The sequence below is a fragment of the candidate division WOR-3 bacterium genome (assembly GCA_016926475.1).
Taxonomy (GTDB): Bacteria; SDB-A; SDB-A; order SDB-A; family SDB-A; genus JAFGIG01.
Window position 1 is genome coordinate 1 of the sequence record JAFGON010000055.1, and the last position, 26,346, is coordinate 26,346.

The 26,346-nt window shown below is 43.2% G+C and carries 32 protein-coding genes and 1 tRNA gene; 9 read left to right on the plus strand and 24 right to left on the minus strand.

What is annotated here, in order from left to right; all coding sequences use genetic code 11:
- Positions 1-121: 121 nt before the first annotated feature.
- Positions 122-550, plus strand: a complete 429-nt coding sequence (locus JXA84_05360; GenBank protein ID MBN1150632.1) for a hypothetical protein — start codon at positions 122-124, stop codon at positions 548-550.
- Positions 551-582: 32 nt separating this feature from the next.
- Here the strand turns inward: JXA84_05360 and murA are convergent, their stop codons facing one another.
- From murA to JXA84_05455, 19 genes are all read right to left on the minus strand, one after another.
- Complete coding sequence (murA, locus tag JXA84_05365) at positions 583-1,845, minus strand: UDP-N-acetylglucosamine 1-carboxyvinyltransferase (GenBank protein ID MBN1150633.1); 1,263 nt, start codon at positions 1,843-1,845, stop codon at positions 583-585.
- 20 nt (positions 1,846-1,865) lie between these two features.
- Positions 1,866-2,882, minus strand: coding sequence for a mechanosensitive ion channel family protein (locus tag JXA84_05370; protein MBN1150634.1), 1,017 nt, complete (start codon positions 2,880-2,882; stop codon positions 1,866-1,868).
- A gap of 13 nt (positions 2,883-2,895) precedes the next feature.
- The gene (locus tag JXA84_05375) at positions 2,896-4,047 is read right to left on the minus strand and encodes an adenosine deaminase (protein MBN1150635.1); all 1,152 of its coding nucleotides are present in this window, start codon (positions 4,045-4,047) and stop codon (positions 2,896-2,898) included.
- 2 nt (positions 4,048-4,049) lie between these two features.
- Complete coding sequence (locus tag JXA84_05380; GenBank protein MBN1150636.1) at positions 4,050-4,730, minus strand: tetratricopeptide repeat protein; 681 nt, start codon at positions 4,728-4,730, stop codon at positions 4,050-4,052.
- Between the two features lie 2 nt (positions 4,731-4,732).
- A complete protein-coding gene (gene pal / locus JXA84_05385; protein MBN1150637.1) occupies positions 4,733-5,227 on the minus strand; it encodes a peptidoglycan-associated lipoprotein Pal in 495 nt (164 codons plus the stop codon).
- Between the two features lie 12 nt (positions 5,228-5,239).
- Entirely contained in the window at positions 5,240-6,475 is a 1,236-nt protein-coding gene (locus tag JXA84_05390; GenBank protein MBN1150638.1) for a PD40 domain-containing protein, read from the minus strand.
- A 13-nt stretch (positions 6,476-6,488) separates the two neighbouring features.
- Positions 6,489-7,025, minus strand: a complete 537-nt coding sequence (locus JXA84_05395; GenBank protein MBN1150639.1) for a TonB C-terminal domain-containing protein — start codon at positions 7,023-7,025, stop codon at positions 6,489-6,491.
- A 55-nt stretch (positions 7,026-7,080) separates the two neighbouring features.
- Entirely contained in the window at positions 7,081-7,527 is a 447-nt protein-coding gene (locus JXA84_05400; protein MBN1150640.1) for a biopolymer transporter ExbD, read from the minus strand.
- An 8-nt stretch (positions 7,528-7,535) separates the two neighbouring features.
- Entirely contained in the window at positions 7,536-8,228 is a 693-nt protein-coding gene (locus JXA84_05405) for a MotA/TolQ/ExbB proton channel family protein (GenBank protein MBN1150641.1), read from the minus strand.
- Positions 8,216-9,199: a tryptophan--tRNA ligase gene (gene trpS / locus JXA84_05410; protein MBN1150642.1), complete on the minus strand. Its 984-nt coding sequence runs from the start codon at positions 9,197-9,199 to the stop codon at positions 8,216-8,218. Before trpS ends, JXA84_05405 begins: the two co-directional genes overlap by 13 nt.
- Positions 9,196-10,251: a 23S rRNA (adenine(2503)-C(2))-methyltransferase RlmN gene (rlmN, locus tag JXA84_05415; GenBank protein ID MBN1150643.1), complete on the minus strand. Its 1,056-nt coding sequence runs from the start codon at positions 10,249-10,251 to the stop codon at positions 9,196-9,198. The genes trpS and rlmN overlap by 4 nt, the downstream gene beginning before the upstream one ends.
- Positions 10,248-10,691 (minus strand): rhodanese-like domain-containing protein, encoded by a 444-nt coding sequence (locus tag JXA84_05420; protein ID MBN1150644.1) that lies wholly within the window; start codon positions 10,689-10,691, stop codon positions 10,248-10,250. The genes rlmN and JXA84_05420 overlap by 4 nt, the downstream gene beginning before the upstream one ends.
- A 93-nt stretch (positions 10,692-10,784) precedes the next feature.
- The gene (locus JXA84_05425; GenBank protein ID MBN1150645.1) at positions 10,785-11,270 is read right to left on the minus strand and encodes a hypothetical protein; all 486 of its coding nucleotides are present in this window, start codon (positions 11,268-11,270) and stop codon (positions 10,785-10,787) included.
- Positions 11,271-13,034: an agmatine deiminase family protein gene (locus tag JXA84_05430; protein MBN1150646.1), complete on the minus strand. Its 1,764-nt coding sequence runs from the start codon at positions 13,032-13,034 to the stop codon at positions 11,271-11,273.
- A 15-nt stretch (positions 13,035-13,049) separates the two neighbouring features.
- Positions 13,050-15,137: an ATP-dependent RecD-like DNA helicase gene (locus tag JXA84_05435; GenBank protein MBN1150647.1), complete on the minus strand. Its 2,088-nt coding sequence runs from the start codon at positions 15,135-15,137 to the stop codon at positions 13,050-13,052.
- The gene (locus JXA84_05440) at positions 15,134-15,805 is read right to left on the minus strand and encodes a 4-hydroxy-tetrahydrodipicolinate reductase (protein ID MBN1150648.1); all 672 of its coding nucleotides are present in this window, start codon (positions 15,803-15,805) and stop codon (positions 15,134-15,136) included. Before JXA84_05440 ends, JXA84_05435 begins: the two co-directional genes overlap by 4 nt.
- A 9-nt stretch (positions 15,806-15,814) precedes the next feature.
- On the minus strand, positions 15,815-16,582 hold the full coding sequence (locus tag JXA84_05445) for a hypothetical protein (GenBank protein MBN1150649.1): 768 nt from the start codon (positions 16,580-16,582) through the stop codon (positions 15,815-15,817).
- A gap of 228 nt (positions 16,583-16,810) precedes the next feature.
- Complete coding sequence (locus tag JXA84_05450; protein MBN1150650.1) at positions 16,811-17,500, minus strand: hypothetical protein; 690 nt, start codon at positions 17,498-17,500, stop codon at positions 16,811-16,813.
- A gap of 14 nt (positions 17,501-17,514) precedes the next feature.
- Complete coding sequence (locus tag JXA84_05455; protein MBN1150651.1) at positions 17,515-17,946, minus strand: hypothetical protein; 432 nt, start codon at positions 17,944-17,946, stop codon at positions 17,515-17,517.
- 152 nt (positions 17,947-18,098) lie between these two features.
- Between JXA84_05455 and JXA84_05460 the strand changes: the two genes are divergently transcribed.
- The 8 genes from JXA84_05460 (at position 18,099) to zapA (ending at position 22,605) form a co-directional block, all read left to right on the plus strand.
- Positions 18,099-18,176 (plus strand) — tRNA-Val (locus JXA84_05460).
- 40 nt (positions 18,177-18,216) lie between these two features.
- Positions 18,217-20,064 carry a threonine--tRNA ligase gene (gene thrS, locus JXA84_05465; GenBank protein MBN1150652.1) on the plus strand — a complete coding sequence of 616 codons (1,848 nt, stop codon included), beginning with the start codon at positions 18,217-18,219 and terminating at the stop codon, positions 20,062-20,064.
- A gap of 10 nt (positions 20,065-20,074) precedes the next feature.
- Entirely contained in the window at positions 20,075-20,671 is a 597-nt protein-coding gene (gene infC, locus JXA84_05470) for a translation initiation factor IF-3 (protein MBN1150653.1), read from the plus strand.
- Positions 20,658-20,855 (plus strand): 50S ribosomal protein L35, encoded by a 198-nt coding sequence (gene rpmI, locus JXA84_05475; protein ID MBN1150654.1) that lies wholly within the window; start codon positions 20,658-20,660, stop codon positions 20,853-20,855. Before infC ends, rpmI begins: the two co-directional genes overlap by 14 nt.
- 9 nt (positions 20,856-20,864) lie before the next feature.
- The gene (rplT, locus tag JXA84_05480) at positions 20,865-21,221 is read left to right on the plus strand and encodes a 50S ribosomal protein L20 (GenBank protein MBN1150655.1); all 357 of its coding nucleotides are present in this window, start codon (positions 20,865-20,867) and stop codon (positions 21,219-21,221) included.
- Between the two features lie 34 nt (positions 21,222-21,255).
- Positions 21,256-21,945, plus strand: coding sequence for a hypothetical protein (locus JXA84_05485; protein ID MBN1150656.1), 690 nt, complete (start codon positions 21,256-21,258; stop codon positions 21,943-21,945).
- Positions 21,946-21,987: 42 nt separating this feature from the next.
- Positions 21,988-22,296, plus strand: coding sequence for a hypothetical protein (locus JXA84_05490; protein ID MBN1150657.1), 309 nt, complete (start codon positions 21,988-21,990; stop codon positions 22,294-22,296).
- Positions 22,297-22,326: 30 nt separating this feature from the next.
- Positions 22,327-22,605 carry a cell division protein ZapA gene (gene zapA, locus JXA84_05495; protein ID MBN1150658.1) on the plus strand — a complete coding sequence of 93 codons (279 nt, stop codon included), beginning with the start codon at positions 22,327-22,329 and terminating at the stop codon, positions 22,603-22,605.
- Position 22,606: 1 nt separating this feature from the next.
- On the opposite strand, the gene JXA84_05500 is transcribed toward zapA, so the two are convergent.
- The 5 genes from JXA84_05500 to JXA84_05520 are packed head-to-tail and all read right to left on the minus strand — an operon-like array spanning position 22,607 to position 26,010.
- The gene (locus JXA84_05500) at positions 22,607-23,404 is read right to left on the minus strand and encodes a glutamate racemase (protein ID MBN1150659.1); all 798 of its coding nucleotides are present in this window, start codon (positions 23,402-23,404) and stop codon (positions 22,607-22,609) included.
- On the minus strand, positions 23,401-23,856 hold the full coding sequence (gene smpB / locus JXA84_05505; GenBank protein ID MBN1150660.1) for an SsrA-binding protein SmpB: 456 nt from the start codon (positions 23,854-23,856) through the stop codon (positions 23,401-23,403). Before smpB ends, JXA84_05500 begins: the two co-directional genes overlap by 4 nt.
- Entirely contained in the window at positions 23,849-24,124 is a 276-nt protein-coding gene (locus JXA84_05510) for a YhbY family RNA-binding protein (protein ID MBN1150661.1), read from the minus strand. Before JXA84_05510 ends, smpB begins: the two co-directional genes overlap by 8 nt.
- Positions 24,125-24,132: 8 nt before the next feature.
- A complete protein-coding gene (locus tag JXA84_05515; GenBank protein MBN1150662.1) occupies positions 24,133-25,437 on the minus strand; it encodes a hypothetical protein in 1,305 nt (434 codons plus the stop codon).
- A gap of 12 nt (positions 25,438-25,449) precedes the next feature.
- On the minus strand, positions 25,450-26,010 hold the full coding sequence (locus tag JXA84_05520) for a hypothetical protein (protein ID MBN1150663.1): 561 nt from the start codon (positions 26,008-26,010) through the stop codon (positions 25,450-25,452).
- Positions 26,011-26,346: the final 336 nt, after the last annotated feature.

Consider the following 26,346-nt stretch of genomic DNA (forward strand, 5'->3'; position numbering starts at 1 on the left):
GACGTGACATCCAAAATAATGATAAATGACGGCACGATTTTTGATTATAACTAGTTAGCAAAATAAGGTTTGATTTTAAACTGTAGAACTAATAGAATCTTTTTAAAAGCAAGGAGGACAGATGAAAAAGATACTGATGCTCGTCATTCTCGGTGCGACGGTTTTCTCATATGCATGGGCTAAGCCATCCTCGACAAACGAAATGACTTTTGACTGGGCGGCTCTTTTTGTGGTCGAAGGCGGCATTGACGACGTTGAAGCCGATGACGATTGGCTTCTCGAAAATGACAAAGACGGCGGTTATGTTTATGAAACATTGGCTTCGCTCGTCTTCAGTTGGGATGAAGTTTCCGGTGGAGACTGGAATATTCAGTTCAGAGTGAACGATGCCAACGGCGACGATATTTGGTCAGATGTCTTCTACTTCGATTCCTCAGATGATTATAAAATTCAGAAATGGGAATTCGACGTCGATTACACGGGGACATACGACGTTTATGTCTACATAAACGGTTACGAATGGTACCACGGAACTTTTGAATCGAAGTAACAAATCCAGCGGCGCAACCGCGCCGCCTTTTCTTAAATTCTTTTAATAGACAAACCCAGATCAAAAAGCCTTTCGTCGATTTTCTCGTAACCTCTGTCTATCTGGCTTGCGTTGTTGATTACGCTTTTCCCTTCAGCGATAGACGCAGCTATCAAAAGAGCCATACCCGCCCTGATATCAGGGCTTGACATATGCTGAGCTCTCAGTTTTGTCGGACCGCTTACTACTGCCCTGTGGGGATCGCAGAGAATAATTCTGGCTCCCATGGAAACGAGTTTATCCACGAAAAACATCCTGCTCTCAAACATTTTTTCAAAAATCAGAACCGTACCCGATGAACCAGTCGCGGCTACTACCGCTATGCTCGTCAAATCAGCGGGAAAACTCGGCCATGGTCCGTCCGAAATAGTGGGTATCGCGCCTCCAAAATCCGTTTTGACGACAAGATGCTGGTTTTCCGGCACAATCAAAACATCTTCGCGAAGAGATGTATCTATGCCGAGTTTTCTGAAATTTAAAAGAATCGGTTCCAAGTCTTCTTTTATGACTCCCCTAATTTCAAGTCTGCCGCCTGTCAGGGCGGAAAGAGCGATCACGCTGCCTATCTCGATGTTATCTTGACTTATTTTCGCATCAACTCCTCCAAGAGCGCTTGCTCCAGTCACTTCTATTCGATTTGTCCCCTTGCCCTTCACTTTTGTTCCCATGCTCTCAAGCATTCTGCAGAGGTCATGAATGTGTGGCTCGCAAGCGGCATTTTTTATCACTGTTCTTCCCTTGGCAAGTGCAGCCGCCATCAATATGTTTTCGGTGCCGGTGACGCTTGGTTCTTCGAGAAAAATATCGCCCCCCATGAGACTTTTCCCCGATCTTAGAGTATACCTGCAGTCCTTCCATTCGACTTTGACACCCATCGATTCAAACGCTGCGAAATGAGTGTCAAGTCTTCTTCTGCCAATGACATCGCCTCCTGGAGGGCTAAATGACACGTATCCATTTTTCGCCAAAAGAGGTCCGGCAAACAGTATTGATGCCCTGATTTTGGAACAGAGTTCTGAATCGAGGTCGAAATTATCTATCGAAGAAGAGTTGACAACAAGAGTGTTTTCTCCTTTCCATTCGCATCTGCCACCCGCGCTTTTTATAATCTCGATCATATTGACAACATCCTGAATCTTCGGCACATTTTCAAGAGTGACGTCCTCTTCGGTGAGGCAAGCGGCCGCTATCATCGGCAAAGCAGCGTTCTTGTTGCCCTTTGGTTTGAAAATTCCTTCAATTTTTGAAGGACCCATTATTTCAAAAGAATCCACTTTTATACCTCTCTCCCGTTCTTTTCAATGTGTACCGTATTTGTGGGATAAGCAAAATCTATTCCAGACGAAGTCATGACCTCGAGCAGTTTGGAATTTATGTTTTGCTGGATGTTCATGTATTCCAGATAATCATTCCCTTCGACGAAGTAAACGGCTTCAAACACCAGAGACGAGTCTGCAAAAGAACTGAAATGCGCCTTGTCATAGACTGCTCCTTTCGTCTCTGATATTGCCTTTTCGATGATCCGAGGCATTTCTTTCAGTTTTTCAATCGAAGTTTCATACTTTACGGAAACGTGGAAGACAACCCTCCTTCTCTTCATTTCCGAATAATTCTTCAAAACCGACTCTACCAAGAACGTGTTTGAAAAAACAATTTTTTCTCCGCTTAAGCTTGTCAGGCGGGTGCTCTTTATTCCAATGTGATCCACCGTTCCTGTCGTATCGCCTATCGCGATGAAGTTTCCGACTACAAAAGGCCTGTCCATTATAATCACGAAATAATTGAACAGATCTTTCAAAACCGCTTGAGACGCTAAAGCAACCGCGACGCCTCCTATGCCGAGACCTGCGAGGATTGTGTTAATGTCGAACCCAAAATTGTCCAAGAGTATGAGACCGCTCGTAAGCCACACGACGGTTTTAATCAGAGGAAGAAAATTCATTAGAGCTGTTTTTGTCGAACTTTCAGGGGAAAGTCGTTTGTGAATTAAATACGAAATTGAATGGACTGTGAATCTCGAGACCAGGAAAATTGCAGTCACAACTATAGTTTTATCTATGAAGTTTTTCCAATTGTTAGAAAAAGTCAAAAATTGAACAGCAACGTAAAAAGTCAAAAGGTACATTCCGGGAAACAAGTGCTTTATAAGGGTAGCGTTCAAAAAGCTTTTCTTTCTCAGAAAAATTTTTGACACTGACATCAAAAGAAAATACACACCTGCAATTATCAAGGCGCATATAAGGTAAGAGAGAACGGTATTGCCAAAATACGCTTTTTTCATAAATTCAGTCAATACTTTCTCCTTTTTAGTTTTCCAGAATAGATTTTCTTATCTCGGAAAAGCCGGGCTTGATGATTTTGTATATGATGTGGTTTCTCTGCCGGTATGGAAGAAATGCCGACTTCATGGCGTTTATAATCAGTTTTTCCAAATCTCTCATCGTCAAATTATAGTGTTCTACAGCCTTGACAAACTCATTCGTCATCGACGTCTCGCTCATAAGAGTGTTGTCTGTGTTGAGAAAAACTCTGTACTGCATCTTGTTGAATATAATGAAAGGGTGTTTCTCGAAGGACTCAGCCGCTTTTGTCTGTACGTTAGAAGACAGGCAGACCTCCAAAGGTATTCTATGGTCGAGAACATAACTCGCCACTTGGCCGATTCTTTCAACTTCTCCTTCTTGGTTTATTTCCATGTCCTGGACCAGTTTTGTTCCGTGACCAATACGGTGGGCTCCGCAGTATTGAAGAGCCTGCCATATCGAATCCACACCGAAAGCTTCGCCGGCGTGAACCGTGATGTTGAAATTGGACTTCTTGCAATAATTGAAAGCCTCCAAATGGTCTTTAGGAGGATAACCGGCTTCTTCTCCGGCGAGGTCAAATCCAACAACGCCCTTGTCTCTGAATTTGACTGCCAATTTTGCTTCTTCGAGAGAATCGCTTCTGTCTCTCATGGCGCAGACGATCAGCCCCCATGAACAGTTAAATTTTTTCCCTGCTTCTTCCATACCCTGCAGTACAGCTTTCATAATTTCATCCTGTGAAAGACCTCTGGAAGTATGGAGAACAGGGGCAAACCTCAATTCACTGTAAACCACTCCGTCTCGAAAATTGTCTTCAACCACTTCAAACGCAACCCTTTGCAGGCTTTCATGGGTCTGCAAAACAGAAGTCGTAACGGCGAATCCTTCCAGGTAAAGAGGTAGAGAGCCTCTTCTCGCTCCTCTCTGAAGGTACTCTCTTAATTCCGAAGGGTCGTTGTAAGGGAGTTCAACTTTGTCTATCTTTGCCAGATCTATGATCGTCTGCGGTCTCAAGCATCCGTCGAGATGCTGATGAAGATCTACTTTCGGCATGGCTCTGATAATTTCTCGAGAAAGAATGTTCTTCGGGTGTATTTCCTTTCTGTAGTTTTTGTCCCATTCAGACTGGCTGAAATTTAGGGTTTTAAACATTATCACCTCAACTTTTCTTTTGCCCACATAGCCTCTCTGCTATCAGGGTACGCTTCAATTACATCGTTAAAAAATCTTCTTGATTCCGCGGTATCTCCGGAAGCCAATTTGCAAAGACCGCTTTTATACAGAGCTGAAGGCATCGTTGGGTTTAGGGGAAAATTAACCCTGAAAAGCGAATAATTGTTGAAAGCTTCTTCGTATTTTTCGAGGCTGAATTGAGATTCAGCGAGAAGAAACAGCGCATCCGAAATTTTGGGGCTCGACCTATAATTTTGAACAAAATCCAAAAGCGCCATCTCAGCTATGTCGTAATCGCCTTTTGAGAAATCGACCGCCGCCAATTCAAACGCTTCTGCTGAAGCCTCTGGATTTGTGTCGGAAATATTCTGTATCCTATAGGTCAACGCGTCCAGTTGACTCCTTGAAAGCTGCAGCGCCTGCCTCAAGGCGTCAATTTTCATATTTATATTCTCTAAATTCTGGAGGTAGTAGGCGTCTTTTTCTCTTTGGTAGAGATGTATCTCGTTTGTTGTAGAGTCCAAAATTCCGGCGCTCTCTTCAACACTCGCGAGTCTCAGGTCGATATCTTTCACCGTATCCCTGATATAATCGAAATCCCTTTTTACGGAGCAAGACAATTGCAGAAAAATGGCAGAGAGTAAAAATATTTTTTTTCCCATACCTAACTCGCCGTTTTAAATTCCACTCTTCTGTTTTTCACCCAGACGCTTTCTCCCGTGCCGGTAGCCGCTGGTCTTTCTTTCCCGTAGGAAACAGTACGAATTCTCTCCGGCGCTATACCGTAGTTGACCAAGTATGACCTGCAAGCGTCGGCTCTTTTCTGTCCGAGAGCCAGGTTGTATTCACTGGTCCCCCTTTCGTCGCAATGACCTTCTAGTATCACGTCGACTGACGGATACTTCAGAAGCTCTCTGGCGTTTTTTGACATGACTTCTCTGGCGGTAAAACTCAGCTCCCAGGAATTATATTCGAAATAGACCGTCTCCAGGACGATCAAATCTTCGGGTCTCTGGACTTCTGTTTGTATATCTGCAGTGTCGGAGACCGCCGTTGTGGTATCCAAAAGGACTTGATCTCCGTCGGTGTTTTTGGGTGTGCAGGAAAACAACATAAGAATTGACACGGCAAAGAAAATAAAGAATCTTATCATTTTCATGGAGCCTCCTTTTCACTTCGACCACGCGGGCATAGCGCTGCCTGGAGATGAAATGATTTCTCTCAAGTATGTTCCGTCAAAATTCATTGTGTAAAGTTTGTCGCTCCCGGATCTGTCGCTTGAAAAAACTATATGAAGCCCGTCCGGGGACCATGAAGGATCTTCGTTGTCTCCAACAGCTGTCAACTGTTTCTGATTTTCACCTGTCGGCGAAACGCTGAATATTTGAAAAGAACCGCTTTGTTCACCGACAAAAAGTATCCTGTCACCTCTGGGAGACCATGCTGGAGATGTGTTGTAAAACCCCGACCGCGTAATCCGCCTGGTGTTAACTCCATCCACGCCGCATGCGAATATTTGAGGGTATCCCGCCATGTCGCTCGTAAAGGCGATTTCTTTTCCCGAAGGAGACCAGGTCGGCGAGCATTCTATGGAAGGGGAATTGGTCACTCTGCTGAGAATTCCAGATGAAACTTCCGTAATGTATATGTCTGTGTTTCCGTCGACAGTCATCGCGAACGCCATCATAGAGCCGTCCGGAGAAAATTCACCTCCGAATTGAAGGTCGCCCCGGGAAACAAACGAGGTCAACCTCCCGGATTCGATAGTCACAATTTCGGGTTTTCCGCTGAAATACGAGGTGAAAAATATTTTTCCAAAAAAATCCCAAGTCGGTGCTATGTTAACCGATCCGTTGCTGACGATGCTTTGATCGTTATAGCCGTCGTAATCACATACTCTTATTCCGGAAGAAGATCCCCCTCTTCTCGAGTATGCTATTTTTGTCGAAAAAACTCCTCTTTCTCCTGTTAAAGCCCAGACAATGTCGTCTGAAAACTCGTGGGCTATGCTTCTTAATCCTTCGGAATTAACTCTATAATCCTTTTCAAAAACAATGTTTTCCGATTGAATGTCGAGCAGGAACCCTTTTAGTGAAATCCCGTCGAAACTACGCGAAACGACTGCCGCTGCGAGGGCTTCAGCTCCGGTGCTTTTCAATTTATCCCAGTTCGCTGGCATGAAATCCTCCGGGGCAACACCGGTTTCATCCCAGGGTACAATAGAAAAATACAGGCTGTACAAAAGATCCGACTTGACAACGTTTTCAAGCATACAAGCAGTTTCAGAAAGGTCTTCTGAAGAAGAGAAAGGCATCAGGATCAAATCCATCTGTTCCTTTCCATAGGTTGAAATTCCAACGTAAATATCGCCTTGTGAAATTACAAGGCTCATCAACAAAAATACCATGCGATCACCTCTATCACCTGTGTTCGAAATAAAAATGGACGACTACGGAATCTCCGAATTTATCAGGCAAAGGCGGAAAAGGAGACGAGTTTTTGACAGCTCTCAATGCCGCCAGGTCCAATGAAGAACTGCCCGAGCTCTCTTGAATCTGAGCGCCGGAAATGTCGCCGCTTCGGTTTATGGTAAATACAATAGTAGCTTTTTTTATTCCGGTTCCCGACCCCAGCGGGTCTGTGTAATACCTCGCCACTTTTCTCACAATAGATTTTATATACGGGTCTTCAGGCCCCAAACCCGGTATATTTACCCAGACCGGATCTTCACCGCCGGTTGCATTTGGAAGGATGTTGTGATCAGAATTGTCATCCACCTCTGGTTGCTCGAAGACAGTGGTCGCGACATCTTCGTCAGTCGTCTCTGGAGGAGTTTCCTCCTCGCTGCCTATGTGGTTTTGCAAATCTTCTCTCGATGCGACAAGGTTTACTCTGTAAGCCACCCTTTCTGTTTCCGATCTTTGAATAAGATCCTGAATTTTCGACAGCACAAGCATAAATGAAATTATAAAGACTAAATGGATCAAAAAAGAAAGATAAAACCCTTTCCAATTATCTGATTTTAGAAGTGTATACGAGTTCGACACTGTTTATTCCTGATTTTGCCACCGTTCTGACGCAGTCCAGAACGTGTTTATAAAACACCGCAGAATCCGCTTCAATACTGACAGATGTCATGGGATCCAATCCTCTCAAAAGCGGGACGAGATCCTCTGGGGAATTCAAAGTCTCGGCCGAAACGCTGTTCGACCCCTGGTAGATTCCGAAAAATATTCTCCCTTCTCTGTCTATTGAAATAACGCAATTCTTAAGGTCTTCCGGGACGACCTCCGACTTCGCGCTGTCGCTTAAAACCGGAACCGCGACCGATGACCTAACCCTCTGTTCGTTTATCAGAGGTACAGTGATCATAAACATAATCAGCAACGACATGGTCACGTCGACAAGGCTTGTGACGTTTATCCCCGACAAAGGTTTCAATTCGTTTGAAACTGCCATAAATTCACCTAATCTATCAGACCCCAGACCAGAGCTTTTTCGATTATCTCGTCAGAAAAATTTTCCATGGAAACAACCATGCCCCTCAATCTGGAGTTTAAGCCGTTATAGAGCATCACTGAGGGAATAGCAACCAACAAACCGACGATTGTCGTCACAAGCGCTGCAGCGACACCCGGGCCTATCGCGGATATATCCGTCGTTCTGTGTTTTCCCATTGCCATAAACGAAAGCATTATACCCCAGACAGTCCCCAAAAGTCCGAAAAAAGGAGCGACAGTGGTAGTAGTGGCCAAGAACGTGACCTTTCCTTCAAGTCTGTGCATCTCCTCCCTGACTAGTTTTTCAGACAGCATCTTGATTTCTTCGAGTTTAGGTCTTGAGGGTTTTAGAGAATCTGGAGCTGGTGTGAAAAATAACCTCGCGTGAAGACCTATGAAAATCCTCGCGAAAGGTGACGGATCTCCTACGATTGTCAAGTTCCTCATCATTTCCTTTGTCTTAATATTCGAAAACGTCGCTTCGAAACTGCCGTTTAAATTTTTGGCTTTTCTGAATACAAGAAACCTCTCAATTGCAATTGAGACAGTGAAAAATGAAAGAATTAAAAGAATACCGAGAATCATATACGTAACAGGGTCTGTTCTCGAAAACACTCCGGAGTTTTCTAAAGATATCTGGCAAAACCTTAAAAAGACCATAAACCCGTCTTCTCCTTGACTTCTTCGATTGTTTTAGACGCTATTTTTCGAGCCGTTTTACTGCCTTCAAAAATTATCTCTTTGACCCTCGGCAGTTCAGAACTCCAGCGTTTTTTGTTTTCCCTGAAAGGTTCCAGTTCCCTGTTCAGGTTTTCCGCCAAAATTCTTTTGCATTCAAAACAGCCTATAGTAGCGTTCATGCAACCTTCCCTGCAGTATTTGATCTGTTCGGGATCAGACACCAATTTGTGCATGGAAAATATGTTGCATTCCTCGGGAACGCCGGCATCTGTTTTTTTCTGTCTTCTCGTGTCGGTCACTGCGGTAGACAACTTTTTGGATATCTCCTCAAAGGAGTCAGTCAGGTATATGCAGTTTCCGAGGCTTTTGGACATTTTGAATTTTCCGTCCAGACCGAGTATCACGGCTCCTTCTCCCATGATAGGCTGAGGTTCTGGGAAAGTGCCCCCAAAGGTTGAATTAAATTTTCTGGCAATTTCCCTGCAGAGCTCCAGGTGGGGAATCTGATCTTTGCCTACCGGGACAAATTCTGACTTGTATATCAATATGTCAGCCGACATCAAAACCGGATAATCCAGAAGACCCACGTTTATGTTGTCCGCGTTTTGCGCGACCTTGTCCTTGAAAGTCGGAACCCTCTCGCACCATGAAAGAGGGGTCACACAGTTCAATATCCAGGCTAGTTCGGTGTGTTGGGGTACAAGAGACTGAACCATCAAAACAGATTTCTCATGGTCAAGCCCCGCGGAAAGATAGGAAATCGCGGCGTCGAGGGTTCTTTCCGGCAACTCCTGGGGTTCATACCTGACGGTCATGGCGTGAAGATCTACTATTCCGTAAACGCAGTCGTATTGCTCCTGAATTCCTATCCACTGCTTTAAAGCGCCGAAATAATTCCCTATGTGCAAATTTCCCGAGGGTTGAATCCCCGAAAAAACCTTTTTTTTCAATTTTCACCCCTTTTCATTTTTTGCTTCGTGAAGAGCTGGCCGCAAGCGGCGTCAATGTCTCCGCCGTGGCTGTATCTCACAGTGACATCCACGCCGTTCTTTTCGAGAATTTCACGAAACCTCAAAAGAGATGTCTCTTCAGCTCTTTGAAATCTTTCGACGGCTTGATTGTAAGGAATCAAATTTATTTTGCACATAACCCCATTGACCAGCTCTGACAATTTCTTTGCGTCTTTTGGCTTGTCGTTGATGTCTTTGATTAGAACGTATTCAAAAGTAACTTTCTTGTTCGTTATTTCGATGTATTCCTTTACCGAGTCAATGAGAGCTGCCAAGTTCCATTTTTTTGTTATCGGCATGAGTCTTTTTCTCATCGAATCATCCGAAGCGTTGAGCGAAACAGCGAGCTTGTATTGCTTGGCGCTTTTAGCTAGATAAAGTATGCCTGGGACAACACCCGCGGTTGAAATGGTTATCTTCCTCTGTCCAATCCCCAGCATTTTCTTGTCGTTTAAAATGTCGCATGCCTCAACTGCGCCCTTGTAGTCATAAAAAGGTTCTCCCATGCCCATCAAAACTATGTTCGTGGGGTTTTTATCACCGAGCTGCAGGGAAACGAGCAAAACCTGAACAGCGATCTCGTATGGCGTGAGTTGCCTGAAAAAACCCATCTCTCCGGTAGCACAGAACAAGCATCCGTAGGGACAACCTACACCTGTCGATACGCAGACGGTTTTCCGGCTTTTTTCTTCTATGAGGACAGTCTCGGCTTCCAAGCCGTCTTTGAATTTCATGATATACAATACTGTTTTGTCGCCAGATTTATTCGATTTTCTTATTTCTGGTATGTACAACTTTTCATTCAGTTCTTGTCTCAATTCGTTTGGCAGGTTGGACATTTTTAAAATATTCGTCTCTTTTTTTTTCCAGAACCATTCGAGTATTTGCCCTGTCCTGTATGAGGGAAGATTTTTGTCATGCATGAATTTGTCAAGGCTTTCCGGAGTCGGCTCCAGGGTATACGCCATGGTCTTTGATTTTTCGCCGTTCATTTTAAGTCGTACCCCATTTCAATCCAAGCCGTTATTCCGCCTGAAAGGTTGATCAATTTGACAAAACCCATATCTTTCATCTTCATGGCTGCAGAAAAACTCCTGGCTCCGTATTTGCAATACACGAGGTAAATTTCTTCCCTCGGAAAAACGTCTATTGAGTCTTGGAAATCTTCTCCATAGTAATTGACGTTCACAGCTCCTTCTATTCTGAAAAGGTCAAATTCGTCAGAGGGTCTGACATCGATTATGATTATACTGTCGCTGTAAAACATTAACAATTCATGCGCTTTCTCGGCGTCAATTTCCGCGAAAACATTGCCGCTGTAAAAAAGATCATTGCATATAATGTCATTTTTTCTCATGCTGCCGCATCCTATCATATCCATCAACAACAGAACTTGAGCGACGTACAGGGTTTTCAAAAAAATCTTCAACATGATCATTTATAGTACTTTTACCTCAAAAATATAAATTTATTGTTAATATACTCTTAAATTTTGCAAACAAGTTCAAATGGACTTTCCTATACATTATTGGCAGGAGAAAAAAAGCACTCCGCCATTTCCTTTTTCGTCACGGATCATCGTCAAGAATTCTTCGTCCATGAGGACTTCATAACTTAAAGGGTCAACATACTGGGCGCGAATAGACACCGAATCGTTTTCGAATACCCGGAATTTAACATAGTTGATTACATGTCTTTCTCTGAGAAGAACAAGCGAATTCCCCGAAAAAGACAGATATTCGTATTCGTTTTCGAAAACTCCCTTCGAGAAGATCTCAAATGTATCAATATTCATTCCGCCTATGGCATCCGGCGGTTCTTGAATAGGCTCTCCTTCAATTAATACCGTGCAGGTTCCATAGTGTACGACCACCCTAACCTGAATTCCCGACAGCAGGTTGTTTTTTAGGGACACATAATCATAAAGCGAATCCGTTTGGGAAAATAGTGTAGGGGCAAAAAGAAAAATCGCCGTGAAAACCGTCTTTCTCATCTTTGCAGTCCTTTCCATCTACCGGTAAAAAAAGATTTTTTCAGAAAAAGAGTTTTTTCCAATTCTCGCAAATACAAAATACCTTCCTGCAGAAAGGGTGTTGACTCTTGAAAAGTCGTCTAAGTCGCGTGTGAAAACATGGGTTCCCGCTGAGAAAGATCCCCCGCAAAGCTGAACAACTTCTCTTCCTGTGACGTCGAAAATTCCGATGGATACTTTTGTCATCTCGGGAATTGAAAATTCAACTTCGAGAATCCTTTCGGACACAGATGACCTGAACTGGACATCCGGTGTGTTCACCGGCGGGATTTGCTCCTCTACGCGGTTTGACGTCTCGTATGTTATGGTGTAGTAACCCAGTGGCGCGGTGAATGGATCTTTTTGCGTCCTTCCCGAAGAGTCGCTCGCCTGGATAAAGTAATCTATGGTCAAAAAAGCCTCACCCACGGGCTGCGGCAAATACAGAAAAAAACTGTCATCAAAACCCGGCACTCTATTCATAACTTCGTAATTCACGAACTGTGTTTCAGAAGATAGCTTCCAGAAAAAGAAAACCGAATCGGTTTTTACACCTGATCCGCTGTATGGATGCACGAAAGCCCTGACCCTTGAATCTGCAGTGTCTATGTAGGGGTCATGGTCGACGTAGAGCATTCCCGGATCGAATATCGCCATAGTCCTGCAGTGAATCGCGTCCGTCGGTTCAAAACCGGAAGCCCCTGTGTATTGAAAACCTACTGCGTCGTAACCCTGCATCTCCCTCTCGTAGAAATTGAGAGCCGCGGTGTCGTAGGTCGTCACGCCGGTCAACGGAACATAGACTTTTCCGTTCAGAATAAGGCTGTTGACGTAGGCGGCTTCTATACCGTCAGGGCAGTTAAGCCTGACCACTTCATAGTTCTCTCCGTAGCAGTTCGTCAGAGAAGATATCTGGGCGGCGAGTTGGTTTAAGTTGTAATCATCAATACCATTCGTTATAACTGCCACTTTAGTTTCCGAAAGAAATTTTGCGTAGCAGTCTATGTGGTTTATATAACTTCCGAGAGGATCGCTGAAGGTGTAATAGGTCTGAATTCCCCAGTAGGCGAGCATCAATGAGTTGACCGAATCAACGGAAAGAGAAGGGTTGTCGTCAAAGTACACGTTGTTGCTCGACATTGCCGTTCCGTGGCCGTCGCACATCATGTTCCCGCCTGTGTGCGCCAACAAGGTCTTCCACAGGTTGATCCCGAGAGCCGGGGCTAGATCCCAGTTGGACTCGTCGTCGTCTATCCTGCCGTGGGTGTACCTTCTGTTGTAGACGTGGTCGGATATTCCAATGGAGTCGGTTCCGTCGAAAAGCATCCAAGGTCCGTAGTCCCTCGTCCAATATGATTCTGTCTGAGTAGATACAAAACTTACGTCGGAAAGAGAGATTCCGTGGCTGACAAAAGCCGACTGAGCCGAAGAGACGTTGCTCGCAAGGCAAGTGACATGAAGGTCTTGAGCAAGCTGTGATATCAAATCCCAGGGAAGACCAACGGGGTACCTTATCAAAACCGACACAGCGGGTTCCCACTCCGCGCACATCCTGACCAGCGGAGTCGGGGGATCCGTCGGCACTATTACATCCCTAATCATACTAGGGTAATTTTCCGGCAGGAGAGGTTTCAGGGGACCGGGATCGTGCGGAGAATGATCTATTGACATGCCGTCTTCGATCCTCTCTCCTGTTCTGCGGGGGCTGATATCACACTGTAGCGGTGTCGAAAATTGGCTTTGAGACAAAATCAAAAAAAACACGATTGATAACATGAGCTACCTTTCCTTTCGCTTTTCCATCTCCAGCCTCTCTTTCAAAAAGAAGTACCTCTTTGAAGATACGTCGTTCGAAAGAGCTCTGTAGAGAGCTTTGGTGTCGCCGACAATGATGACTATTTCTTTTCCTCTCGTAACAGCCGTGTAGAGAAGATCCCTCGCGAGCATGACGTAATGACCGGAATATAGGACTATCACTACCGCGGGGTATTCCGTGCCCTGGGACTTGTGAACCGTGACTGCGTACCCCAAGACGACATTATCTATCTTTTCATTTTCTATCTCAACAGTTTTGTATGAAAAATCGACCGTCAGAGAGTGTTTTTTTTCTTCGACCACGATGCCGGTGTCTCCGTTGAAAATTTCAAGGTCGTAGTCGTTCTGAACCTGAAGGACCTTGTCGCCGAGAGATGGCCGTCGAGTTTTACCGGGGTTGAAAAGTTCTGCGAGTTTTTTGTTAAGCTCCGAAGTTCCTACTTCACCACCGTTGACAGGTGTTATTACCTGGACGGCTTCGGGTGTTCTGCAGCCGTACCTTTTCTTCATCTCTATTCCTGCTATTCTGCATACCTCATCGGAAATTTCCGACGCACCCTCTTTTTTCACAAATACGAAATCCTTCGGGTTGAAATTCGGTTTTTTGCCTTCGAGAATATTTTTGGCTCCGGATAAAATACCGCTTTCGGAGTTTTGTCTGAAGACTTCTTCCAGCTTCAGAGCGGGTATAGAACCGAACTGGACAAGGTCTCTGAAAAAAATTCCGGGACCTACAGGCGGCAGTTGATCTGCGTCCCCGACAAAAACTATTTTTGTCTCTTCCCCCAGAGATTCGAGCAAACTCGAAGCCAGAAAAATATCCACCATCGAGCTCTCGTCCACTATAACTAGGGTTTCGTCAATTCTCTTTAAAGAATTGAAGGTAAAAGCTCCGGTCGCGGGGTTGTACCCAAGAAAACGATGGATGGTTCTGGCTTTTTTGCCGGTGATCTCCTCAAGCCTTTTCGCCGCACGTCCTGTGGGCGCGCAGAGTTCGATCCTCCCGTCGTAGAACTGGGCGATTTTTTTTATGAGCGTCGTCTTTCCCGTGCCTGGCCCGCCGGTGATGACGCTTATAGAAGACAGCCCGATGTTCCAAAGCGCTTTTTCCAAAGGATTTGACGGTTTTTCAGCCCCATTTGCGCTTTTCATATAGTCTTTATTTTTAGACATAATCCTCAAAATTTCTCCGCAGACAGTCTTTTCAGCCCTATAAGTCGAAAATGGGTATGCGTAATTTTGCCCTGAAAAGCTTTCGATCCTGACAAGGTTTTTATGGATCATTTCGTTGAAAATCACAGAAATTTCAGAAATTTCTACCTGGGTTATTTTTGAAACTTCTCTGACAAGCATTTGGGCGGGATAACAAGTGTGACCCAGTGAAACAGCTTCCGACAGAACATAATCCAACGCAGCCTTCAACCGAAGCGGAGAATTCATGTCTATTCCCATTTCAAGAGCAATTTTGTCAGCCCTCTTAAAACCTATTCCGCCTACAGTTTCAGACAAAATCCAGGGGTTGGTCTTCAGGACTGACACGACATTTTCAGCCCCTACCTCTTCGACTATTTTCTCCGCGGTCCTGGGTCCAACACCGTATTTGGAGACATACACAAAAGCGTTTCTCCGGCTAGAATCTTTTTTCCATTCTTCCGCTATTGATTCGACGAGGGATTTTTTAAGTCCTTTGACTTCTCTGAGCCGAAAAGGCTGATTTTCTAGAACCTCCGACGTCTTCTCTCCAAATATCTGTACTATTTTTTGAGCCGTCTTCGGTCCCACCCCTTTGATTTTGCCGCTTGAGAGGAAAGCGAGTATTCCTCTCACAGAATCTGCTTCTTCAGGAAACGATGAAGTGACGTTGAATTGGACGCCAAACTTGGGATGAACGGTCCATTCTCCTGTCAATCTGTAAAACCTTCCAATTAATGGGAAAGGGATATTTCCTGCAGCGATAAAATCTTTTGAATTCCTGAATTTGGCTACAGCCCAAGCCCTTTCGGAGTGTTCGTATATGATCTTTAGAAGTTCAGCTCTGATTTCCATCCTCATAGAGACGTTGAGAGGAAATCCTTCATCGAATAAAACCCTGTGGTTTGTCCAGAAAACCAGAAAATGGCTTCCAAAGCCCCCCCCGCGAATACTTCTCTCGACACTGCTCTATGGTGGAATTCAAGGAGCTCGCCCCTCCTTGCAAAATAGATCCAATGATCCCCTGGTATATCAGCTTCCCTTATAGCGTGTATTTTCGATATGTCCACTCCAGCCGTTTCGGCCAAAAGAAGGGCTGTTCCGCTCGGTGAATCCTTCTTCGCCTTGTGGTGAATCTCCACTATCTCTGCGTCGTAATTTTTTAAAATCCGGCTGTTTTCCGATATTATTTTGACAAGCAAGTTGACCCCTATAGACATGTTAGGAGAGTAAAAAACCGGTATGGATTTGCTCGCTGAGCCAATTGCGTCTTTATGAGACTGGTCAAGGCCTGTCGTGCCTGAAAAAAAACCGGTTTTGAACTTCAGGCATGTTTCCAATGCTTTTTGAAAACCTTTTGGAGAGGAAAAATCGACGACTACATCTCCCTTGGAGCTGTCTGAAAGCTCTGAACCCGCGTCGTGGATCGACACTATCCTATAACGCTCGTCTTTGTCGATCAGGTCTTTTAAAAGCCTGCCCATTTTTCCATTAGCTCCGTTTAAAATTATACCAACGGGTTTCTTCATTAATTCACCTCAAGAGATAAAACGCCGTATCAATTCTTTTATCGCCGAAAACTCTGTTGTTATTGCTGTCACTTTCATGTCTTTCTTTTCTTCGTCGATTTCCATCCTGTCTGACCTCTGTATGCTGTCTATGTAAGCGTTTCCAGTAGCGTCGTCACTCGTCGGATTCCATCCTTTGTAGGTGACTTTAGGTTTGTATAAAATAACTTTTGCACCCCAGTCGCTCAGCCCTCTGATATAGTCTCCCGTTTTGGAAGTTACGACTATTACAGAATCGGGTTTAATTTTCTGTCTGTCGAAATGCGATATCAAAACGGAAGGTCCCGGATTGTCAAGCCAACCTTTTTCGAAAATTTTAAAGTCTTTGTATACGTTTTTTATCTTTTTCTCGGCGATAATGTTCTCGACGCATTTAGGTTGAAAAGCGGCAAATACTATCTTCAGGTTCTTAATATTTTTCATTTCCTTGAGAAGGGGAATAACATTGTCGAAAAATATAACATGATCATCATAACTTTTTTTGACTTCTTTGTTTATTCTTCCCTTTAAAACCGTCCAATTGTCTTTTCCGAGAAGCCTGGTTCCGAGAATGTTGAACGGAGGTCCTTTTCTTTTTTCTCTGATAAGAGCTTCCCTCATAGCAAGAAGCCTGGGAAAAGTTATTGTCTTCCCGAGTTCGCTCGCTCTTTCCCACATTCTTTTGTATATATGAGCGTAAATTCTGTCTTCATTTATCAGAGTGTTTTCTAATTCCACGACGAGCCAGAATGATTTCATCTTGCCTATCCGTTTAATTTGTTAAGAGGTCGCCCCGACACTGAAAAGAATTAAATTATGTCACGAAAATTCGATACATTAAAGCACAAACATTAATGTACATTTTAGATCAATTATATCACTTTTAGAAAAAATGTCAATACAAGAGCTGTTTTTTCCCTTTTAACAGCCTATTGACGACGTCAAAAAGCAGAAAATTTAAAATCCTGACAAATTATGTCGAAAAAATCAGTCTCTTTTCCAGATTTCTGTTCCAAAGCCGTTAGCGCCGTAAAACGCCCAAACCCCTTTTACATCGTTATCTACACTTCTCATCAGAGACACGCCTATTGTGTTCATGGACCCGTCTGTCCAGGAACAAACAAAATAACTGCCGTCAGAAAATGCTATTCCATCGTAGCTGAAATCTTCGAAAATCCATGATATTGCAAATATGTCGTCATATTCCTCTATGTGCAGAGAGCAAGTGTATTCTGAACTGTCGGAATTTGTCCCGAGAACACGGTATTCTCCCTCGGGGTTAAAACTTGACGAGTTAATAACATAAGTCGTTTTCTGACTTTCTTCAGGCGTTCTAAAGGCGTTTTCAAAACCTCTCAATCCGGAAAGCGTCGCCCAGATTCCTTTCAGATTCTCCCCCTCGATTTTGTATAGAACCGCTCCTAAATCACTGTTGCTCTCGTCAGTGTAGGAGACGGCAAGATACTCTCCGCTCTTTATTCCCACGCCAATGTAGTATTCTTCGCCGCCAAAAAGCCAGTTGACTTCGTAAGCTCCGAAATGGTCTATTACCTCCAATTCTCCTTCGTATTCATTTTCTCCGTTCGTTCCCCATACCGAATAAACCCCTTCCAAACCTTCGCCTGTCAATGAGACGGTAAAAAATAAAAAAATCAAAGCGTAATACGCGATTCTCACTACTCCTCCTTCAATTAAAGTTCAATTCCAAACCACGACGCGATTGTAGCCAGGTTTTGATCCACGGCATAAGCGACGAATTCGATGTTATTTAAAAGATCAGCCTTCGTGACGGTATGATAAGGCATTTCAACCTGAAGGAAAAGGTATCCTTCCTCGGAAAGTCCCAGTTTAAGCTGGTTCATCTGGTAGTTGGCAAGAGTTACTTGCTTGAAAGCATCGGAAGGATAAGACGAAGGTATCTCAAAAAGAGGGGTCATCACCAACACCCATTCTTCTTCTACAGTGAGGATTCCGATATTAATCGTTCCTCCTAAACTCGAAGAATATGGAACAATCCAAGTATTGTCATCGGGTTTCTCGAAGAAAATACTGTCCTCTTCGAGCCAATCTGAAACAGGATGTGAAAGAGTCAGCATAAAAAATAAAGAAAAAACGGCATTCATCCGGAGGCCTCCCTGATAATTGACTTCAGTGCAGTGTATAACTATTTTCTTAGTAATCCATATTAAATCATATTTGTCAACCTGCAGGGCTTTTCTCAATTTAATGTTGACAATAACAGGAAAAAAAAATAGAATTTGCTTCTGGTGTTTTTGGGCGGTTAGCTCAGTTTGGTCAGAGCGCTTGCTTGACATGCAAGAGGTCACAGGTTCAAGTCCTGTATCGCCCACCAAAGTGTCCGTTTATTTTCATGGAAATTCAAGGAGATACCAATGAGGGCATACGAATTATTAAAAAAGGACGCATATACAGTACTCTGCGGGGATGAGCTCGTCGACCTCGACGAACAAATAAAAGATGCATGTGAAGCGCTTCCCTTCTCGGACGAAAGGTGCAGAAATGTATTTTGGCATTCTTCCGCTCACCTTCTCGCCCAGGCTGTTTTAAGGCTATTCCCGGGTACAAAACTCGGAGTCGGTCCGGCTGTAGAAGAAGGTTTTTATTATGATTTTATACCTCCAAAACCTTTCACACCCGAAGACCTGACCCAAATTGAAGACGAAATGAAAAAAATAATCTTAGAGGATTTGCCCATAAAAAAGACCGTTGTTTCAAAAGACGACATGGTCGAACTTCTGAAAAAACAAGGGCAGGATTTGAAAATTGAACTCGCCCAGGAATTTGATGAACCAATCAGCTACTACTCTCAGGGGGAATTCTTCGACATGTGCAGGGGTCCCCACTTGAGGTCTACAGGTGAAGTAGGTCATGTAAAAGTTTTAAGCGTTGCCGCCGCCTATTGGAAAGGCGACGAAAAGAATCCATCGATGCAGAGAGTTTACGCAATCGCTTTTCCCTCAAAAGAACTCCTCGAGGAACACCTGGAAAAATTGGAGCAGGCAAAACTCAGAGACCACAGAAAAATCGGCAAAAACATGAGTCTCTTCAGCATTGAAGAAGAAGGCGGCCAAGGGCTGATATACTGGCATGAAGCTGGGAGTATAATCAGAGAAGAAGTCGAAAACCTCTGGATCAACGAGCACAAAAGGCGCGGATACGGTTTCGTCAGAACCCCTCATATCGCCAGAGCAGACCTCTGGAGGCAATCCGGTCATTTGGATTATTACAGCGAGAATATGTTTTTCCTCGACGACAAAGAATTTGTTTTGAAACCGATGAACTGTCCTGAACACATACTGATTTTTAAAAGGAACAAAAAAAGTTACAGAGAACTGCCTTATAAAATTGCCGAACTCGGAACAGTCTACAGAAAAGAGAGATCGGGAGTGTTGCATGGAATGCTGCGGGTCAGAGGATTCACTCAGGACGACGCTCATATCTTCTGCACCGCGGATCAAATCGAACAGGAGATAACAGGTGTTCTTGACCTTGTTCTCGGCTGGATCGAGAGATTCCGATACGATAAGTACTCCATAGAGCTCAGCCTCCGGGACCCTCTAAATGCCGGTAAGTACGCCGGTGATGAAGAAAGTTGGGAAAGGGCTGAATCTTCCTTGAAATCCGCCCTTGAAAACAACAATCTTCAATACAAAGAAATGCCGGGGGAAGCAGTTTTTTACGGACCGAAAATTGACTTCAAACTTTACGACGCCATTGGCCGATCATGGCAAGGCTCGACCATACAACTTGACTTTAACCTCCCCAAGAGGTTCGACCTCGTCTACATTGATAAAGACGGACAAGACAAAACCGTAATCATGATTCACAGGGCAATTATGGGATCTCTAGAAAGATTTGTCGGCGGCCTGATCGAACACTATTCAGGCAGATTTCCTTTCTGGCTTGCTCCAGAGCAAGTCAGAATAATCCCCATAACCCAGGAACAACAAGAATCAGCTCAAAATCTTGCCAAATCTCTTCGAGAAAATGGAATCAGATGCTCTGTGGACGAAAGAAACGAAAAGTTAGGCCACAAAATCAGAGACGCGGAGACCGCCCATGTTTCTTTGATGGCTGTTTTAGGAAGAAAAGAAATGGAGTTAAGCCGGATTTCCATTAGGGAATCGCAGGGAAAAGAAATGGGCTTGATGTCTTACGAATCCTTGATAGAATTATGTATTAACCGTATAGACGAAGGAAGAAAGAAACTCAACAGATAAGGAGGTCATTATCACGTTTTCTCCCAAAGGTTATAAAAACGTTCAGGTCAATCATTCAATTAAAAGCCCAAGCGTCAGGGTAGTAGATGAAAACGGGAAATACATAGGAATATTAGACGTGAAGACAGCAGTGAATATGGCAGCCGAACGAGGTTACGATTTAGTTATGATTTCGGAATCTTCAACTCCCCCTGTGTGCAAGATAATCGACTTCGGTAAATTCAAATTCGACGAGAAAAAAAAGTTAAAGGAAGCTCAACACAAACAAACAACTATCAAGGTCAAAGAACTCCGAATGAAACCTGGAATAGACGAGCACGATTACAGAGTTAAACTTGAGAAAGCTAAATCTTTTTTAACTCAGGGAAAAGACGGAAAAAGCAGTAATTCACCTCTGTCCAACAAAAAAAACAAAGTAAAATTTATCGTCCGTTTGTACGGAAGGGAAATGGCTCACTCTGAACGGGGAATGGCTGTTTTAAACAAATTCATTGAAGACCTAGAGGATTTGGGTACCGTCGAACAAAATCCAATTCAGGAAGGCCGTTTCATCAGCATGGTAATAGCGCCTAAAAAAATGGAGGGCAAACAAAATGCCAAAAATTAAAACAAACAAATCAGCAGCAAAAAGATTTAAAAAGACAAAGAACGGTAAAATTAAGAGATGGCAGTCTTTCACGGGTCACTTGAAAACAGGCAAATCAGCGGGAAGAAGGAGAAAATTGAGATCTTCAACTCTCGTCTCCAAAGCCAATCTCGAAAAGACTAAAATGCTAATACCTTACGCTTGAGGAGGAAAAATGCCGCGAGCCACAAATAACCCCGCGTCAAAGGCGAGACATAAAAAAATTCTCGAACTCGCCAAAGGTTTTTACGGAGTAAGACATTCAAGGTTCAAATCTGCCAACCAAGCTGTTATGAGAGCAGGCATCAATGCTTACTCTGACAGAAAAAAGAAAAAAAGAGATTTCAGAAGGCTCTGGATTACGAGAATTTCAGCTTCCTGCCAAAACCAGGGTCTTTCTTACTCTAAATTCATGTTCGGGTTGAGCAAAGCCGGAATTCAAATAAACCGTAAAATGATTGCCGAAATCGCGGCTAAAGACAATGAAGCTTTCAGCGATCTGGTCAAAATCGCGCAAAAATCTCTTTCTTGATATCTCCATTTCGGCGCTGATAGCGTTTTTTGCCTTGGCGTCGCATTCTTGTTCAAGAGGAGAAACCGAAGATATTCTTTCGCAACCAGGCAACATAAATGATTGGGCGAAAGGGCAGTGGAGTGAATATGAAGTCCACAAAGGTGAGAAACAATTCACCATAAGGTATACCGTTATAGCCAGAGACGAATTTGACACTTCCCTTTTCTGGATAGAATCGGTTGTGAATACAGGTGAGGATTCGTTCCTTTGGCAAGCGCTTGTTCCAGAATTTTTCAAGGGCTCCCCTAAAGAACTCGTAATAGTAGATCTAACTCAGAGCAAATTGGAAGCCCTCGCAGTTCCACTGGGCAAAAACTGCCGAACGGATTTTCTTCTCGGCTCATTTGATCCTTCCAATCTTAAAAGGCTCGGGTTCGAAACCGATTTCATTTCCACGCCTGCGGGAAAATTCTATTCCCTGCACTGCCAACTGATGATAGAAGACAAACCTGCCAGCGCATGGATAAGCAGTAAAGCTCCAATTTTCGGATTGGTGCAGTGGGAGTCTCAGAACGAAGTGAGAACCCTCGTTAATTTTGGATATGACGGAAAATCAATACTTCCCAAAGACATAGTTCGTATGCAGATAGGACCCGCTGATTTTTCAAAACCTGTTTTCAGAGAAAACCTCGTAACTTTTGTCATCGACACATCGGCGGCAATCATAGAATCCATTCCATGAAACAAGTTGTCTTGCTCCTTTGTAATTGAACCCGGAGGTTTTATGAACAGCGAGAAACTAACTTTGATCTCGGAAAAAATTGAGCAGATGATAGAGAAGATTGAAACGCTTAAAAAGGAAAACGAGTCTCTTAAAATTAGAATTGACGAAAACGAATTCGATGAAAAAAATTTGAATTCAAAATTAGACCAGCTCCAGAATGAAGTAAATTACCTAAAAAAAACTGTAGACGAAAAAAACTTAGACATTCAAATTATGTCCCAAAAGAATGAAGAGCTCCAAGAAGCAATAAAAAAGACTTCCTCTGTGATAGACAATGTTCTGGCAAAACTTGAAACCATTTCTGAATGAAATAAACGCTGAAAACCTCCAGGGATTATGATGGAAGAAAATATTATCGACACCGTCATCGGCGGAAAAAAAATATCCCTTAAAGTATCGGAAAATTTCCAAATAATCAAAGAGGCAATAGAGCTGTTGAAAAGAGAATTGGATGAAATACAAAACAGCCCAACCCCCCCGATGTCTCAGGAAGAAGCGTTTTTAATCGCCGCGTTGAATATCGCGGGAGCTCTTGTAAAAGAAAAAAGCGGAAAACCTTTTAGAGATTTTGAACTCAGCCCGGAACTCTTAAAGAAAATCGACAATGCCGTAAACTGATTTACACATTTATCCTCTCCAGATAGTCGATTTTCTCACCTAAAAATCTCTCTGCAATACCTATGAAATTCGGAGGAATATCGCTCAGATAGTATCCAACCGTTCCGGGTTTTTCGGCGCGGTTCAAAATATTCTCAGACCTCAGAGTTTCCGCCAAAACTTTTGAGACTTCCTGAGCTGAATCGACCAGAGTAACATTCCGCCCCATAACTTGTTTAATGGTGTTTTTGAGAAGGGGGTAATGAGTGCAACCCAAGACAAGCGTGTCGATATCGCTCGCGGCGAGATGCGAAAGGTAGATTTTCGCTGTCATGAGAGCTATTTCTGTGTTTTCCCAGCCTTCTTCAACCAAAGGTACAAACAACGGGCAAGCCTGGGTGAACACTTTTGTCTTCTCGTTCAATTTCTTTATGTGTTCAGAATAAGCTCCGCTCGATATGGTGGCGTTTGTTCCGATTACCCCGACTCTGTTGTTTTTCGTCACCTTTATAGCTTCTTTAGCGCCGGGGCCAAGCACACCTATAATAGTCACGTCACATTGATGTTTCAACTCGTCAATCGCTATAGACGAAACTGTGTTGCAGGCGGCTATGATAATTTTGACGTCTTTGGATAGAAGAAAATCGATGTCTTCTTTCGCGAATCTTATGATAGTGTCTCTTGATTTATTGCCGTAAGGAACTCTCGCTGTATCGCCGAAATATACTATATCCTCAGTTCCGAGAATTTTTCTCACTTCGCGGACTACAGTAAGCCCCCCGACACCAGAATCGAATATGCCAACGGGTCTCGGATCTATTCCCATTTTTTTCTCCTGATATCCCTCTCAACGTCAGCCTTTTTAACAGCTTCCCTCTTGTCGTACAATTTTTTTCCTCTCGCCACTCCAATTTGGACTTTGACAATATTTCTCGAATTGAAATACATCATCAGGGGGATAGCGGTCAACCCCTGCTGCTCGATCTTCGCTTTCAGTTTGAAAATTTCTCTTCTGCTCAAAAGCAATTTACGATTCCTTTTCGGGTCGGGCTGGTAAAAGGATGATTTGTCGTAAACAGGTATCAATACCGACGAAAGGTATGCTTCACCGTCGATAATCTTCACGTAACCTTCACCCAAGCTGCATGCCCCGTTGCGGAGAGACTTCACTTCCGATCCTTCGAGAACGATACCGGCTTCAATTTTATCCAGAATAGTGTAATCGTGAAAAGCCCGTCTATTTTTTGATATCATTTTCTTTAAATCACTCATCTCGTTCTTGGTTTTCCCTGTAGAGTATTATTTTTCTTCCTATGACAAGGACAATCTCAGAACCTGTCGCCGTGGATAATTCTTCAGCGACATTTTTTGCCTCCAAAAAGGAATTTCTGTTGACTTCAATTTTGATTATCTCCCTCGCGCCCAGCGCTTTATCTATTTCCTCTATAAAAACCCTCGAAAGTCCGGACTTGCCTATGTTGAATAATGGTTTTAATTTGGAAGCGTCAGCTATGAGTTCTTTTCTTTTCTTTGTTTCCATGATAACCGTCACAAATATTTTTTGAGATATTCATAGTTTGGTGTAAGTCTTCCGCCATGAGCTACAATGGCGTTTTTTATTTCAGGCGGCAGTTTTAAAGATTCAAAAGGCTTGTCATATTCCTCTAGGGTTATATCAGGTATGAATCTCATGAGGGTATGGCTGAAATGTTGGGAAGACTCCAGTGGCAATTCGCTTGGAAGTATATCCACCGCGAGGACAGCTATACCTTCTCCTTCCAAGCCATCTACAACCGATCCATCTCTGGGATTATATACAAAAACAGGTTTTTCAGGAGCCGTGGCTTTGACCGTAACCTGGATTCCCCCTTCTACGTCGCAGCTTATATCTCCGATAACTTTCATCTTTCTCTTTTCCGAGTTCCAAACCCTTTTCGCGTCTTCATAGGTGAATACTCTCGGATACCTTTCATCCCAATAATTTCCGTTGACGAGAATTGAAATGAACGGAGTGTATTTCCCGAAAATACAATCATACAATTCCGGGTTTTTGTAATATTGGTCAAGATCAAAATCTTGTTTGCCGTCTTTTCTCGCGTAAAGGTCTTTTTCCTTGAAAACAGCCCTGTATAAAAGATTTTTTTGATACTTTTGATCTTCAATTTTTAATAGATCTTCAGGTTTAATGTCTTCAAATGGCAAGAGGTCAAAAATCTCTTGAGCTCCAGAAGACACATTCCCATAACCAATGAATGAGACAGTCAAAGGGCACAAAGTTTGGGGCAAACCCTTTTGTTTGATTTCATGTCCTATTTCACTTATTTCTTTCATCGCTTCTGAGAGGTCTTTGTATTCAAACGCCCTCCTTACTCTCTCGAAAGGAGTTTTTATACCTTCAGAAGACAGTCTCTTTCCGAATGTCCAAAGGGTATCTATAGCCCCCGCCAAACCGGCGTATCTGCCGAAAAAAATCAACCTTCTGCCTTTATCGTCTTTTATCGTCTCATAATCTATCAGTGTTATCCGCTTTTTTAGAATTTCCCTGAGCATATCCATGTTGTAGTGCTGCCCTTTAATTACATGAGAGAAAAATAGATAAACTTTTCCCTGGAGCAAATATTGAGTTTTTACCTCTTTTATCCCAAGAACGACGTCTACGTCCTTTTTATCGAATTGATCGACTATCACAGCGCCAGAAGCCGAGAACTGTTCCGAGGGAATGATTCTTTCCTCTGATTTTTCCACCAAAACCTTAAATCCTGCTCCAACGAGTTTCTCAACGTCAGAGGGCACAACTGGGCTTCTTCTCTCAAAAGGTCCTTTGTTTTCTTTTCTGATTCCGATTGTTTTCATATTTTTCTCCTGTCAATTTAACTCAGCGATATTTTCATCAGGTATCCAGCCTTTTACCTGTCCAAACTGCACTTTCAACCATGCTCCTCTTGAGCCGGTTAATTTTCCGACGTCGCCGGGTTCTAGCTCCACAGAACATGATGATCCGTAAAGGGGCTGTTCTCTAAGAGGTGTTTTCGAAAGAACGAATATTTTCTTTTCATCGTTCATTTTATCCAGTTTTTGCCAAGTAATAAAAAGGGGTAAGCTGAGCGTGAACATCAAAGCCGCGGCCATGGTCAAATTGGTTTTTCTTTTAAAAATGTTGATTGTCGATAAAACAGATGAAGCGAGAAGGAACACAACACCTGCCCATCCGAATAGTGAACGAAAGGGCACAATGTATACATTCGATTGAACCACTAGTTTTTTACCCATTTTTGAATATGAATTTTTAAGAGCGGATCGGATTTCATTCTCGAAAGGATTCCTCATAAAAGCCGCGTAAAATTTCGCTGCTGCAATTTCATATTTTCCCGAATTATAATTGCGGACACCTTCTTCATAAAGAGCCGAAGCAGCACAATCATTCAACGCGGCGGAACTCTGAACATTCGAAAACAATAAAAATACGATGAACAATACCAAATTCTATCCTCTGCCGTTTGTTTTTTAGTTGGAAACGCATAATTATATACCAGAGGATAACTTAAATCCATACTTATCGACTTAATGGACTTGTCCTGAAATGATATGTGTTATAAAATTCAAAACATGAATTTTAACAGAGTGAATCAAATAACAAAAAAATACAACGGCAAAAGAGTTTTTACGATAGGCGATATAATGCTCGATGAGTATATATGGGGAAGCGTTGAAAGAATTTCCCCTGAAGCACCTGTCCCTGTTGTTGAAGTGGTCAAAGAATCC

Bases quoted from the DNA above. Each gene is read 5' to 3' on its own strand.
- thrS (MBN1150652.1), top strand. From the start codon at position 18,217: ATGAGGGCATACGAATTATTAAAAAAGGACGCATATACAGTACTCTGC.
- JXA84_05380 (MBN1150636.1), bottom strand. From the start codon at position 4,730: ATGGGAAAAAAAATATTTTTACTCTCTGCCATTTTTCTGCAATTGTCT.
- JXA84_05395 (MBN1150639.1), bottom strand. From the start codon at position 7,025: ATGCTTGTGCTGTCGAAAATTCAGGATCTTATTCAAAGATCGGAAACA.
- JXA84_05510 (MBN1150661.1), bottom strand. From the start codon at position 24,124: ATGGAAACAAAGAAAAGAAAAGAACTCATAGCTGACGCTTCCAAATTA.
- JXA84_05440 (MBN1150648.1), bottom strand. From the start codon at position 15,805: ATGAAGAAACCCGTTGGTATAATTTTAAACGGAGCTAATGGAAAAATG.
- JXA84_05420 (MBN1150644.1), bottom strand. From the start codon at position 10,691: ATGTTGAAGATTTTTTTGAAAACCCTGTACGTCGCTCAAGTTCTGTTG.
- JXA84_05390 (MBN1150638.1), bottom strand. From the start codon at position 6,475: ATGGTATTTTTGTTGATGAGCCTTGTAATTTCACAAGGCGATATTTAC.
- JXA84_05375 (MBN1150635.1), bottom strand. From the start codon at position 4,047: ATGTTTAAAACCCTAAATTTCAGCCAGTCTGAATGGGACAAAAACTAC.
- JXA84_05425 (MBN1150645.1), bottom strand. From the start codon at position 11,270: ATGGAAAGGACTGCAAAGATGAGAAAGACGGTTTTCACGGCGATTTTT.
- JXA84_05490 (MBN1150657.1), top strand. From the start codon at position 21,988: ATGAACAGCGAGAAACTAACTTTGATCTCGGAAAAAATTGAGCAGATG.
- murA (MBN1150633.1), bottom strand. From the start codon at position 1,845: ATGGGTCCTTCAAAAATTGAAGGAATTTTCAAACCAAAGGGCAACAAG.
- JXA84_05445 (MBN1150649.1), bottom strand. From the start codon at position 16,582: ATGAAATCATTCTGGCTCGTCGTGGAATTAGAAAACACTCTGATAAAT.
- zapA (MBN1150658.1), top strand. From the start codon at position 22,327: ATGGAAGAAAATATTATCGACACCGTCATCGGCGGAAAAAAAATATCC.
- JXA84_05405 (MBN1150641.1), bottom strand. From the start codon at position 8,228: ATGGTCTTTTTAAGGTTTTGCCAGATATCTTTAGAAAACTCCGGAGTG.
- rlmN (MBN1150643.1), bottom strand. From the start codon at position 10,251: ATGAACGGCGAAAAATCAAAGACCATGGCGTATACCCTGGAGCCGACT.
- pal (MBN1150637.1), bottom strand. From the start codon at position 5,227: ATGAAAATGATAAGATTCTTTATTTTCTTTGCCGTGTCAATTCTTATG.
- JXA84_05435 (MBN1150647.1), bottom strand. From the start codon at position 15,137: ATGAGGATGGAAATCAGAGCTGAACTTCTAAAGATCATATACGAACAC.
- JXA84_05515 (MBN1150662.1), bottom strand. From the start codon at position 25,437: ATGAAAACAATCGGAATCAGAAAAGAAAACAAAGGACCTTTTGAGAGA.
- JXA84_05360 (MBN1150632.1), top strand. From the start codon at position 122: ATGAAAAAGATACTGATGCTCGTCATTCTCGGTGCGACGGTTTTCTCA.
- smpB (MBN1150660.1), bottom strand. From the start codon at position 23,856: ATGAGTGATTTAAAGAAAATGATATCAAAAAATAGACGGGCTTTTCAC.
- rplT (MBN1150655.1), top strand. From the start codon at position 20,865: ATGCCGCGAGCCACAAATAACCCCGCGTCAAAGGCGAGACATAAAAAA.
- rpmI (MBN1150654.1), top strand. From the start codon at position 20,658: ATGCCAAAAATTAAAACAAACAAATCAGCAGCAAAAAGATTTAAAAAG.
- JXA84_05400 (MBN1150640.1), bottom strand. From the start codon at position 7,527: ATGGCAGTTTCAAACGAATTGAAACCTTTGTCGGGGATAAACGTCACA.
- JXA84_05455 (MBN1150651.1), bottom strand. From the start codon at position 17,946: ATGAATGCCGTTTTTTCTTTATTTTTTATGCTGACTCTTTCACATCCT.